The organism is Streptomyces sp. NPDC043908, from assembly GCF_056435525.1.
This window is the reverse complement of record NZ_JBWKEI010000010.1, coordinates 57,587-69,750: the sequence shown is the minus strand read 5'-3', so window position 1 is coordinate 69,750 and position 12,164 is coordinate 57,587. Positions and strand designations below refer to the sequence as shown.

Here is a 12,164-nt window from a genome sequence, read left to right as displayed (position 1 = left end):
CACACAAACAGGTACCCCTCCGACGAACGGGAAAGAAGGCAGGGAGACCAGGGAATATTCGGACACGAAGGGGGGAGAAGGGGGGGGGGGGGGGGGGAAACCCCCCCCCCCCCCCCCCCCTCGCCCCCCGCCGCGCGCCGGGCGCGTGTGCGGGGGCGACACCGCACAGGATCCGGCCGCGACGGCTCCCGCACGGGGTGGCCGTTGTGGTGCCGTGTGACCCGTACCGATCCTCCCGTGGCGGCGCAGCCTTGCGTCGGGCGGGTGTGCGGGCGCGGGGCCCAGGGATCCGGCCGCGAGGGCTCTCGCCGAGGGCGGCCGTTGTGGCCCGCCCCGATCCTCGGCCCGTGGGCGGCGCAGCCTTGCGCCGGGCGGGTGTGCGGGCTCGGGGCCCGGGGCCCGGCGTCTCAGATTTCGCCGAGCGTGACCGTGGCGGTCCGCACCGAGCCGCCGCGGCTGTAGGTCACCTGGACGGTCTGGCCGGGCTTGGCCGCGGCCAGCGCCTCCGACAGCGAGGTGATGGTGCCGATCTCGGTCTCCCCGAGCCGGGTGATGATGTCCCCGGCCCGCAGCCCGGCCTTGTCGGCCGCCCCGCCGCCCTTCACCTCGACGATCGCGACGCCCGCCGGCCGGTAGCCGGAGTCGACGACCGTACGTCCGGTCACGCCCAGGGCCGCCCGGCCGGAGTCGGTCACCTTGCCGCTCTTGACGATCTGGTCCGCGACCGTCCTCACCATCGAGACCGGGATGGCGAACCCGATGCCCGGGGCCGCGCTGCCGCCCATGTCCGGGTCGGTCGCCGCCAGCGTGGGGATGCCGATGATCTCGCTGTCCAGGTTGACCAGCGCGCCCCCGCTGTTGCCGGGGTTGATCGCCGCCGACGTCTGCACCATGTTGCCGATGGTGGCGCCGGTGCCGCCGCCCGCCCGGCTCTCGGTGACCGTCCGGCCGGTCGCCGAGACGATGCCCTGGGTGACGCTGCTGGACAGCCCGAGCGGCGATCCCATGGCCAGCACGATCTGGCCCATCTCGACCTTCGAGGAGTCCCCGAACCTGGCCGGCCTCAGCCCCTTCGGCACCGCGTCCAGCTTGATCACGGCGAGATCCTGCTCGGGATAGGCCGCCACCAGTTTCGCCCCGATGGCGCCGCCGCCGGTGGCGGTGGACACCTTGAAGGTGTTCTCGCCGCCCACCACATGGGCGTTGGTGACGATGTGCCCCTGGGCGTCGTAGACGACGCCGGAGCCCAGGCTGTTGGCCGCGTCGATCTGGACGACCGAGGACAGCACGTCCTTGATCACCCTCTCGTAGTCGGCCTGGAGGCCGCCCCCGTCCGCCCGCCGGGGCGCCTCGGCCTTCCTCGGCGCGGCCACGTCGGCCCGCGCCGGGGCGTGCGCGGTGGGGGCGCCGGAGCCGGAGCAGCCGGCCAGCAGGGCGGCGGTGGCGAGGGCCGCCGTCACGGGCGGCAGCAGCCGGCGAACCCGGCCGCGGGTCACGGATGCGTCCATGATCCGCAGTATCGCCGCGGCCCCGGACGGCGGCCTCCCACGACGGTCCGAACAGGTCGGGGACCGCCCGATCAGGTCGGGTCCGCCACGGTCAGGTCGGGACCGCCCCGATCGGCGGCGATGCGACCGCGCCCGTCGGCACGACGGATCAGGCCGTCGCCAGGAACTGGGTCGCCGCCAGCTCCCCGTAGAGCGGATCCCCGGCCACCAGCTCGGCATGGGTGCCCACCGCCCGTACCTTCCCCGCCTCCATGACCACGATCCGGTCCGCCAGCGTCACGGTGGACAGCCGGTGCGCCACCACCAGGACCGTGGTCTCCCGCGCGGCCTCGGCCACCACGTCCCGCAGCGCCAGCTCGTTGACCGCGTCCAGCTGCGAGGTCGCCTCGTCCAGGAGCAGCAGCCGCGGCCGCCGCAGCAGCGCCCGCGCGATCGCCACCCTCTGCCGCTCCCCGCCCGACAGCTTGGAGCCCCGGTGCCCCACCACGGTGTCCAGGCCGTCCGGCAGCCGCTCCACCAGCGTGTCCAGCTTGGCCCGTACGAGGACGTCGGCGATGTCGGCGTCCGTGGCGTCCGGGGCGCCGAAGACGAGGTTCTCGCGGACGGTCCCGGCGAGCACGGGGGAGTCCTGCTCGACGTAGCCGATGGCGGCGCGCAACTCGGCCAGCGGCCAGTCGCGGACGTCCCGGCCGTCGATCAGGATCCGGCCGCCGGTCGCCTCGTAGAACCGCTCGATCAGCGCGAAGACGGTCGTCTTGCCCGCGCCCGAGGGCCCCACGAACGCGGTCATCCCGGCCCCGGGCACCTCGAAGGAGACACCGTGGTGGACGTACGGGAGGTCGTCGCGGTAGCGGAAGGTCACCTCGTCGAAGACGACCCGGGCGGCCCCCGTGGCGGGCGCGTCGGCCCGCGCCGGGGGCTCCGGCTCCTCGGTCTCCAGGCGCTCGGCCTCCTCGATCCGGGCGATCGCCGCCGAGCCCACCTGGTACTGCGTGGCGGCCTGCACCAGCCGGGAGACCGGGTCGATCAGATAGAACAGGAACAGCAGGAACGCCACGAGCGTCGACACCGAGATCGCCCCCGAGGCGACCCGGGCGCCGCCGATGCCGAGCACCGACAGGAACGACACCTGCACCGCGAGCCCGACCGAAGTCCCGGCCAGCGACTGCCACTTGGCCGAGCGCACCCCGTGCCGCCAGGCCTCCTCGGCGGCGGCGTCCACGACCGCCGTCTCGCGCCCCTCGGCGCCGGAGGCCTTGACCGTGCGGAAGGCGCCGAACGCGCGCTCCAGGACGGTGGATATCTCGGCCACCGACTCCTGGGCCCGCGCGGTCGCCCGGGCGATCCGCGGCATCACCAGGGCCACCGCCGAGCCGATCAGGACGATCACGCCGAGCGTCACCCCGAGCAGGACGGCGTCCATGTACGCCATCATCGCGATCGTCGCGAGGAAGGTGAGCCCGCCGGTGGCCGCCGAGACCACGGACTGGGTGGTGACCGCCCGCAGCAGGGTGGTGTCGGAGGTCACCCGGGACATCAGGTCGCCCGGGGGCAGCCGCTCGACCTCGGGCAGCCGCAGCCGCAGCAGCCGGCCGATGAGGGAGCGCCGGGCGGCGAGGACGACGGACTCGGCGGTGCGCTCCAGGACGTACGCCCCGCAGGACTCGACCACCGTGCCCAGCACGACGAGCGCGGTGAGCAGGACGAGCACGCCCGCGACCGGTTCGTCCCCGCCGAGCCGGTCCACCAGGGCCTTGGCGGCGAGCGGCTGCGCGAGCCCGGTGGCGGACCCGGCCAGGGTCAGCAGCGCCCCCAGGGCGACGGTGGCGCGATGGGGGCGGAAGTGGCGGTAGAGGGCCCGCCAGGTGTCCCGGGCGGGCATTTTGGAGGGGGAGTCGTCAGTGGTCACACAGGAAGGACGCACCAGACCCCGGCCGACCTGACTCCCCGGGGCGCGAGCGGGCGGGACTGGCCGGAACCCCCCGCACCCGGCGCGACTACCCCCGCACCCCGCACAGATGAAGCAGCGCGGCGACCCTCCGGTAGGGGTCGGTGCGCCCGGCCCTGTCCTCGGCGGCCAGCAGCCGGTCCAGCTCCTCGGCCGCGGGCAGCTGCACGTCGTTGGGCACGTTGTCGGTGAAGACGCGCACTCCGTACCAGGCGTGCAGCGGCGCCGCGATCCCGTCCAGCGTCCGCGTCAGCGTGTCGAGCCGGTCGGCGCGGACGGAGAGCCCGAGCCGGTTGGTGTACGCGTCGGTGTCGAAGGAGGCCAGCGCCCCGCCCCAGTCCCCGGCCAGCCCCGGCCGCATGGCCAGCGCGTCCGCGTTCCGTACGAGCAGCGACAGCAGCCCGCCGGGAGCCAGCATCCGGGCCAGCCCCGCGAGCATCGCGTCGGGCTCCTGGACGTACATCAGCACCCCGTGGCAGAGCACCACGTCGAAGGAGCCGGGCAGGAAGTGGACGCCGGTCTCGTTGCCGTCGCCCTCGACCAGGCGGACCCGCTCGCGGATGCCCTCCGGCTCCGTCAGCAGGGCCTCGCGCGCGACCCTGAGCATCTCGGGGTCGGACTCCAGGCCGGTCACCGTGTGCCCGGCCCGGGCCAGGCGCAGGGCCTGGGTGCCCTGGCCCGTACCGACGTCGAGGACGCGCAGCCGCTGGCCGACCGGGAACCGGCCGGCTATCTGCTCGTCGAGCTGACGGGCCACGAGCTCCTGGCGCACGGTGTTGCGCAGGCCGCCCAGGCCCCTCAGCCAGTTGCCGGAGGCGCCGCTGAAGGCGGCGACGTCCGTGCTCAGGGCCGTTCCCCGCGCTTGACCTGCGGCTTCGGCAGCCGAAGCCGGCGCATCTGGAGCGTACGCATCAGGCCGTACGCCACCGCGCCCTTGGTCGGCTCGTCCTGGAAGCGCTCCTTGAGCTGCTTCTTCAGACGGAAGGCCAGACCGATGGAGTCGACCACGATCAGCACGATCACGGCGAGCCACAGCAGCAGCGCGATGTTCTGGAGGCTGCCGATCCGGACCATCGACAGGACCAGGATGATCACGGCGAGCGGCAGGAAGAACTCGGCGATGCAGAACCGGGAGTCGACGTAGTCGCGCACGAACTTGCGCACGGGACCCTTGTCGCGGGCCGGCAGGAAGCGCTGGTCGCCGTTGGCGAGCGCCTCGCGCTGCTTGGCCAGCTCGGTCCGGCGGACCTCGCGCTGGCGCTTGGCGGCCTCCTTGCGGTCGGTCGGCACGGTCGACGCCCGACGGCGCTGGGTCTGGGCCGCACTGCGCTTGGGCGTGGGCCGGCCCTTGGGGGCCTCGGGGTCGCGGGGCTGCTTGGAGAGGTCCGCCGTCACCTTGTCGGTGGGGGCCTTCTCTGCGTTGGAACGGCTACGGAACACAAAGACCAAGGGTACGGGGTCGCGCGCATGGACCACAGGCCGGTGGGGAACGATCCCGCAACGCCTTGCGTCACCAGGGGTACGGACGGACGTGGACGCGGGAAGTGAGGGCCCGGTCCCCGACCGTCACCTACTCACTCACCTACTCCTTGCGCCGGAGCGCGCGGGGACGCAGTCGTCCTTGGGGATGACCGCATCCACGTCCGAACAGTGCGGTAATGGATGCAGGGCCCGTACTGTGGGTTCTGTCGCAAGCTGGAGCCGGAGTCCGTCAGAAGGGGGCGCGCGAAGCCCATGAGCGGTGTCATGAAGCGTATGGGGATGATCTTCCGCGCGAAGGCGAACAAGGCCCTTGACCGGGCCGAGGACCCGCGCGAGACCCTCGATTACTCGTACCAGAAGCAGCTGGAGCTGCTCCAGAAGGTGCGCCGCGGCGTGGCCGACGTGGCGACCTCCCGCAAGCGGCTCGAACTTCAGCTGAACCAGCTCCAGAGCCAGTCCACCAAGCTGGAGGACCAGGGCCGCAAGGCGCTGGCGCTCGGCCGCGAGGACCTGGCGCGCGAGGCGCTGTCCCGCCGCGCCGCGCTCCAGCAGCAGGTCACCGATCTGGAGACGCAGCACCAGACCCTCCAGGGCGAGGAGGAGAAGCTCACCCTTGCGGCCCAGCGGCTCCAGGCCAAGGTCGACGCCTTCCGTACGAAGAAGGAGACCATCAAGGCGACCTACACGGCGGCCCAGGCGCAGACCCGGATCGCCGAGTCCTTCTCGGGCATCTCCGAGGAGATGAGCGACGTCGGCATGGCCATCCAGCGGGCCGAGGACAAGACCGCCCAGCTCCAGGCGCGGGCGGGCGCGATCGACGAGCTGCTGGCTTCCGGGGCCCTCGACGACCAGTCCGGCCTCCAGAAGGACGACCTCCAGGCCGAGCTCGACCGCATCTCCGGTGGTACGGATGTAGAGCTGGAACTGCAGCGGATGAAGGCCGAGCTGACCGGCGGTACGTCGGGCCAGCAGGCCCTTGAGGGCGGCACCGGTGCCCCGCAGGACCGTCCGCAGCAGCAGACCCCCCGCTTCGACAAGCAGTAGGGCCGAGGGCCAAGGAGGAGTCGCCATGATCGTGCGGATCATGGGGGAGGGCCAGGTGAAGCTGGCCGACAGCCACTTCACCGAGCTCAACAAGCTGGACGACGAGCTGCTGGAGCAGATGGAGGCGGGTGACGAGGAGGGCTTCCGCCGCACCCTGGCCGCCCTGCTCGACGCGGTCCGCCGGCTGGGCGAGCCCCTCCCGGACGACGCCCTGGAACCGTCGGAGCTCATCCTCCCGGCCGAGGACGCCACCCTGGACGAGGTCAGGGCCATGCTCAGCGACGACGGCCTGATCCCGGGCTAGGACGTCGTCCCGGCCGGGTACGCGGGGGCGGCTCCATGCGGCGGGCGCGCCCCGTACCGTAAGGAGGCGTGACGTTCGCCCGCATCCACGGATGGCTCCGCGCCCACCCCCTCGCCGGGGACGCCGCCCTCGCGGGGGTCGTCCTCGTCTGCATGGTCGTCGGGTCCTTCGCCGATCCGCACGGCTCCAACGGCCCCGTCTTCGGGACCCGGACCCCCAGCGTGACGGCCCTCGTCCTCGCGGTGCTCGGGGCCGTCTCCCTGGTGCTGCGCCGCCGCAACCCGCTCGCGGTCCTCGGACTGACCGGCGGTGTCACCGTCGCCGACCTGCTCGCGGGCAACTCGCCCGCCCCCATCGCGATCGCCCCCGTCGTCGCGCTGTACACGGTCGCCGCGCACACCGACCGCGCCACCACCTACCGCGTCGGCATCACCACCATGGGCGTGCTCACCGCCACCGCGATGGTCTTCGGGGACGCGCCCTGGTACGCGCAGGAGAACGTCGCCGTGCTCGCCTGGACCGGCCTCGCCGCGACCGCCGGAGACGCCGTGCGCAGCCGCCGGGCCATCGTCGAGTCCATCCGCGAGCGCGCCGAACGGGCCGAGCGCACCCGCGAGGAGGAGGCGCGGCGCCGCGTCGCGGAGGAGCGGCTGCGCATCGCCCGCGATCTGCACGACGTCGTCGCGCACCACATCGCGCTGGTCAACGTGCAGGCCGGGGTCGCGGCCCACGTCATGGACAAGCGCCCCGACCAGGCCAAGGAGGCCCTCGCGCACGTACGGGAGGCCAGCCGTTCGGCGCTCAACGAGCTGCGGGCCACCGTCGGCCTGCTGCGCCAGTCCGGCGACCCCGAGGCCCCCACCGAGCCGGCCCCCGGCCTCGCGCTCCTGGACGACCTGCTGGGGGGCTTCCGCCGGGCGGGGCTTCCGGTCGAACTCGCCGCCCTCGACCCGGCCGTACGCGCGGGACTCCCGGCGGCCGTGGACCTCGCCGCGTACCGGGTGATCCAGGAAGCCCTCACCAACGTACGCAAACACGCGGGCCCGGACGCGCGGGCCGAGGTCAGCGTGGTGCGGGTGGGGCCGAACGCGGAGGTCACGGTCATCGACAACGGCACCGGCACCGGCGAAGGCGCCACCGCGGGTGACGGCGGCGGCCACGGCCTCCTCGGGATGCGCGAGCGCGTCAGCGCGCTGGGCGGCACCTGCACGGCGGGACCCCGCTACGGCGGCGGTTTCCGGGTGCAGGCGATACTGCCCGTCAAGGCGGCCGACACGGCCCGCACCGCGGAGGCCCGCAAGGCGGCCGACGCCGTCCGGGCGGCCGAGGGACCGGGGGAAGGCTGCGCATGACGATCAGGGTGGTACTCGCGGACGACCAGGCGCTGCTGCGCTCCGCGTTCCGGGTGCTGGTGGACTCCGAGCCGGGGATGCTCGTGGTGGGCGAGGCGTCCGACGGGGCCGAGGCGGTCGCGGTGGCCCGGGCGACCCGGGCCGACGTGGTGCTGATGGACATCCGGATGCCCGGTACGGACGGGCTCGCCGCGACCCGCATGATCAGCCAGGACCCGGATCTCGCCGATGTCCATGTCGTCATGCTCACGACCTTCGAGGTCGACGAGTACGTGGTGCAGTCCCTGCGGGCGGGCGCGTCGGGCTTCCTGGGCAAGGGCGCCGAGCCGGACGAGCTGCTGAACGCCATCCGGATCGCGGCGGCGGGCGAGGCGCTGCTGTCGCCCGTGGCCACCAAGGGCCTGATCGCCAGCTTCCTCGCCCAGGGCGGCAGCTGGGACGGCTCGGGCGAGCCGCCCGGCGCCCACGCCGAGCGCCTGGCTGCCCTCACCGGCCGCGAGCGCGAGGTCCTGGTCCAGGTGGCGGGGGGCCTGTCCAACGACGAGATCGCCGAACGCCTCGTGGTCAGCCCGCTCACGGTGAAGACCCACGTCAACCGGGCGATGGCCAAACTGGGCGCCCGCGACCGCGCCCAACTCGTGGTGATCGCCTACGAGTCGGGCCTGGTGCGCCCAAGGGTCGAATAACCGGGGCCGCGCCCCTGGGCGCCCCGCAGGGGCGCATCCAGGGGCGCGGGGAACTGCGCGACCAGCCTCCACCGGCCCGCAGACGAAAAAAAGGGGGGCGCGGGGGGCGCAGCCTCGCTCGGGGCCGGGCCGGGGCGGGGCCCCGGGCGCCCGGGAGAACGGGGCACAGGGGTACGGAGTACCCCCGCCCGAACCCCCGCCCGGAAGGGCGACCCGCTACGGCAGCGCCAGCATCCGCTCCAGCGCCAGCTTCGCGAAGCTCTCCGTCTCCGCGTCCACCTGGATCCGGTTGACGAGCTTGCCGTCCGCCAGCGACTCCAGGGTCCACACCAGGTGCGGCAGGTCGATCCGGTTCATCGTCGAGCAGAAGCAGACCGTCTTGTCGAGGAAGACGATCTCCTTGTCCTCCGCGGCGAATCGGTTCGCCAGACGCCGGACCAGGTTCAGCTCCGTGCCGATGGCCCACTTCGACCCGCGCGGCGCGGCCTCCAGGGCCTTGATGATGTACTCCGTCGAGCCCACGTAGTCCGCCGCGGCCACGACCTCGTGCCGGCACTCGGGGTGCACCAGCACGTTCACGCCCGGGATCCGCTCCCGTACGTCGTTGACCGAGTCCAGCGAGAACCGGCCGTGCACCGAGCAGTGGCCCCGCCACAGGATCATCTTGGCGTCGCGCAGCTGCTCGGCGGTGAGGCCGCCGTTGGGCTTGTGCGGGTTGTAGAGCACACAGTCCTCCAGCGACATGCCCATGTCGCGGACGGCGGTGTTGCGGCCCAGGTGCTGGTCCGGCAGGAAGAGCACCTTCTCGCCCTGCTCGAAGGCCCACTCCAGCGCCTTCTTGGCGTTGGAGGAGGTGCAGATGGTGCCGCCGTGCTTGCCGGTGAAGGCCTTGATGTCGGCGGAGGAGTTCATGTACGAGACGGGCACGACCTGCTCGGCGATCCCCGCCTCGGTCAGCACGTCCCAGCACTCGGCGACCTGCTCGGCCGTGGCCATGTCGGCCATCGAGCAGCCGGCGGCCAGGTCCGGGAGCACGACCTTCTGCTCGTCCGAGGTCAGGATGTCGGCGGACTCGGCCATGAAGTGCACACCGCAGAAGACGATGTACTCGGCCTCCGGCTTCGCGGCGGCGTCCCGGGCCAGCTTGAAGGAGTCACCGGTCACGTCGGCGAACTGGATGACCTCGTCGCGCTGGTAGTGGTGGCCGAGGACGAAGACCTTGTCCCCGAGCCTCTCCTTGGCCGCACGGGCGCGCGCCACCAGGTCCGGGTCGGACGGGGACGGCAGGTCGCCGGGGCACTCCACGCCGCGCTCGCTCTTCGGGTCGGCCTCGCGGCCGAGCAGCAGCAGGGCGAGCGGCGACGGCTGGACAGCGAGATCCTGCCTGGGCTGGGCGGTGGTCACGTCACGCACCCTTTCTCTTTCGCAGACGAGTTTTCGTCTAAATGACGCTATCTATCATAACCGCTTCACGTCAGTTTGACGATGGCCATAGCGTCGATGTGACACACCCCCCTTCGCCCGGACTCCGTCCCGGCGGCGGCGCCTGCCCCCAGGTTTTCCCCGCCCTTTTCCGGCCCGCGCCGGGGTGTGCGAGCATGAAGGTGGGCCCCGGCACGGCCATGGCCCACGCACGGCCCGGAATGAATCCGGCGCCCCGCCGGTTGCAACCGTCGGCAAGCAGTCTCCGTACAACCCGGGAGAGAAGCAGATGTCCGTATCGGACGAGACCACCACTGTGAGCGACGGCATCCTCCTGTCCGACGCCGCCGCGGCCAAGGTCAAGGCCCTCCTTGACCAGGAAGGCCGGGAAGACCTCGCCTTGCGCGTCGCCGTCCAGCCCGGCGGCTGCTCCGGCCTGCGCTACCAGCTCTTCTTCGACGAGCGTTCGCTCGACGGTGACGTCGTGAAGGACTTCGACGGCGTGAAGGTCGTCACCGACCGCATGAGCGCCCCGTACCTGGGCGGCGCCTCGATCGACTTCGTGGACACCATCGAGAAGCAGGGCTTCACGATCGACAACCCGAACGCGACGGGCTCCTGCGCCTGCGGCGACTCCTTCAGCTGAGTCGCGTCCATCGCGCCTCGGCGCGACGACGAAGGCGGGCGCCCCCTCGGGGGGTGCCCGCCTTCGTCATGCGCGGTGCGTCATGCGTCACGCGCGGCGCGGCCGGCTCAGCCCTTCGGCAGCGGCTTGCCGGTGCGGGCGTCCACCACCTCGCGCGCTCCCAGCGTCTGGTGCAGCGTCACCGAAACGGTCTCCTTCTTGGCGACCATGACGCACATCTTCTGGGGGTCGTGGTGCGCGACGCCCACCGAGACCCGGACCTGATCGCCGCTCTCGTCGGCCGTCGCCGCGTAGGTGTCGCAGACCCCGCCCCAGAAGGTGACGGCCAGGGACCGGCCGTCGTCGCCCGCCGCGTACGACACCAGCGCCTGGCGGCCCGTGGGGGACGACCCGGAGGGCGCGGGAAGCGCGGTGCCCGGACCGGCCGGCGGCGCCGGCGGCTTCGCCAGGTACTTCGGGGCCAGCGCCGGCGCGGTGACGGTGACCGGCCGCTCGGAGCCGGTCCGCTTCACCTGGAACAGCCACGACGGTACGAGCGCCTGCTGCCCGTCCACGTACTGCGCGGAGAGCCCGAACACCGCCTTGTCGACGACCACCGTAGAGGGCGTGCCCTGCTTGCAGGGCTGCTGGATGCCGCCCTGGGGGTCGCTGGGCAGCTTGCGCTGCGGGTCGCTCGGCAGCCGGCCCCGGGTGGGCTCGCCCTGCGGGTCGTCCAGCGGCACCGGGCCCGTGCAGTCCTTGCCCGTCGGGCGTCCGCCGCCCGACCCGTTGAGCTGCTTCAGGGTCTCCTCGGCGCTCAGCACCGGATAGGTGGCGCCCTTGTGCGGCGCCTTCAGCAGACCGCTGCCGCCGACCACCTGCCCGTCGGAGCCGACCTGGACGCCGGTCGTCCAGCCGAAGGTGGGCAGACCGCCGATCACCGGATCCGCGTTCACCACCCGGGCCGCGCCCATCAGCTGGGACGCGTCCAGCTCGGCGTCCTCCTGGCCCACCGCCTTCAGCACGGGCGCGGCCGCAGCCTTGGCGGCCTGCTCACCGGGCGCGGAACCGTGGCCGGTCGGGTCGTGCTCGCCCGGGGCCACACCCTGGCCGGTGGTGTGCATGGGGCACTTGCTGCCCTTGGGGCAGTTGTCCGTACCACCGGAGCCGTAGCGGGCGAACGTCCAGCTGCCCGGCGCCTTCTGGTTGACCGTCAGGACGGGACCGCCGCCGTCCTTGGTGATCCCGGCCTTCCACACGGCGCCTTCCAGGCGCGGCGGCCCGTCGATGCCCAGAGCCCTGGCCAGCTTCGCCACCTCGGCCTCGCCGACCGTGCCGGCCGGCCGGTAGACCGCCGCCTCGGCCGGTCCGTCGGGCAGCTTCCCCTCGGCGCGGTAGACCACCCCGTTGGGGTCCGGTTCGCCGGGGGCGATGCCCTCCCTGCCGCTGTCCAGGCCGATCGGCGGCGGACCGTCGTCCCTTCCCGCCCCGGCCTTCGCGTCCGCGGCGCCGCCGGCGGGCGAACCGCCCGAGGCGGTGGAGGCCCAGTAGACCCCGCCGCCGCCCGCGACCAGCACCGCGGCCGCGACGGAGGCGAGGACGAACGGTGATCGTCGCGTCCGCCGCTGTGGCGACTCGTCCTGCGTGTGCTCGCTGCTCACCGCATCGCTCCTGTCCAGTCGTATCCCGCATCCCCTTTACGGGGGACAGGGCTTGGACGGAGCGGGGGAGCGCGCGGTTCCCTCCGCGCGCTGCATCGTCGCCCCGATCCCGCCGGTGCCGCTCCCGGGAGC

11 protein-coding genes are annotated in these 12,164 nt (G+C 73.1%); 5 read left to right on the top strand and 6 right to left on the bottom strand.

Annotated elements, in window-relative coordinates:
- Positions 1–407 precede the first annotated feature (407 nt).
- The 4 genes from AC069K_RS22190 to AC069K_RS22175 all read right to left on the bottom strand — a co-directional run bounded on the left by AC069K_RS22190 (position 408) and on the right by AC069K_RS22175 (position 4,896).
- Positions 408–1,508 carry a S1C family serine protease gene (locus AC069K_RS22190; RefSeq protein ID WP_478618872.1) on the bottom strand — a complete coding sequence of 367 codons (1,101 nt, stop codon included), beginning with the start codon at positions 1,506–1,508 and terminating at the stop codon, positions 408–410.
- Between the two features lie 148 nt (positions 1,509–1,656).
- Positions 1,657–3,390 carry an ABC transporter ATP-binding protein gene (locus tag AC069K_RS22185; RefSeq protein ID WP_478619401.1) on the bottom strand — a complete coding sequence of 578 codons (1,734 nt, stop codon included), beginning with the start codon at positions 3,388–3,390 and terminating at the stop codon, positions 1,657–1,659.
- Positions 3,391–3,505: 115 nt separating this feature from the next.
- Positions 3,506–4,240: a class I SAM-dependent methyltransferase gene (locus tag AC069K_RS22180; protein WP_365114295.1), complete on the bottom strand. Its 735-nt coding sequence runs from the start codon at positions 4,238–4,240 to the stop codon at positions 3,506–3,508.
- A gap of 59 nt (positions 4,241–4,299) precedes the next feature.
- Entirely contained in the window at positions 4,300–4,896 is a 597-nt protein-coding gene (locus AC069K_RS22175) for a DUF3043 domain-containing protein (protein WP_358833652.1), read from the bottom strand.
- 294 nt (positions 4,897–5,190) lie between these two features.
- Between AC069K_RS22175 and AC069K_RS22170 the strand changes: the two genes are divergently transcribed.
- The 4 genes from AC069K_RS22170 (at position 5,191) to AC069K_RS22155 (ending at position 8,324) form a co-directional block, all read left to right on the top strand.
- A complete protein-coding gene (locus AC069K_RS22170) occupies positions 5,191–5,982 on the top strand; it encodes a PspA/IM30 family protein (protein ID WP_358833653.1) in 792 nt (263 codons plus the stop codon).
- A gap of 25 nt (positions 5,983–6,007) precedes the next feature.
- A complete protein-coding gene (pspAA, locus tag AC069K_RS22165; RefSeq protein WP_478618867.1) occupies positions 6,008–6,286 on the top strand; it encodes a PspA-associated protein PspAA in 279 nt (92 codons plus the stop codon).
- Between the two features lie 68 nt (positions 6,287–6,354).
- The gene (locus AC069K_RS22160; RefSeq protein ID WP_358833655.1) at positions 6,355–7,638 is read left to right on the top strand and encodes a sensor histidine kinase; all 1,284 of its coding nucleotides are present in this window, start codon (positions 6,355–6,357) and stop codon (positions 7,636–7,638) included.
- Positions 7,635–8,324, top strand: a complete 690-nt coding sequence (locus AC069K_RS22155; RefSeq protein WP_365114284.1) for a response regulator transcription factor — start codon at positions 7,635–7,637, stop codon at positions 8,322–8,324. Before AC069K_RS22160 ends, AC069K_RS22155 begins: the two co-directional genes overlap by 4 nt.
- Positions 8,325–8,540: 216 nt before the next feature.
- Here the strand turns inward: AC069K_RS22155 and nadA are convergent, their stop codons facing one another.
- Positions 8,541–9,737 carry a quinolinate synthase NadA gene (gene nadA / locus AC069K_RS22150; protein WP_358833657.1) on the bottom strand — a complete coding sequence of 399 codons (1,197 nt, stop codon included), beginning with the start codon at positions 9,735–9,737 and terminating at the stop codon, positions 8,541–8,543.
- 298 nt (positions 9,738–10,035) lie between these two features.
- On the opposite strand from nadA, the gene AC069K_RS22145 reads away from it, so the two are divergent.
- Positions 10,036–10,392, top strand: a complete 357-nt coding sequence (locus AC069K_RS22145) for a HesB/IscA family protein (RefSeq protein ID WP_159692765.1) — start codon at positions 10,036–10,038, stop codon at positions 10,390–10,392.
- A gap of 107 nt (positions 10,393–10,499) precedes the next feature.
- Here the strand turns inward: AC069K_RS22145 and AC069K_RS22140 are convergent, their stop codons facing one another.
- Entirely contained in the window at positions 10,500–12,032 is a 1,533-nt protein-coding gene (locus tag AC069K_RS22140) for a hypothetical protein (RefSeq protein WP_478618859.1), read from the bottom strand.
- Positions 12,033–12,164 lie beyond the last annotated feature (132 nt).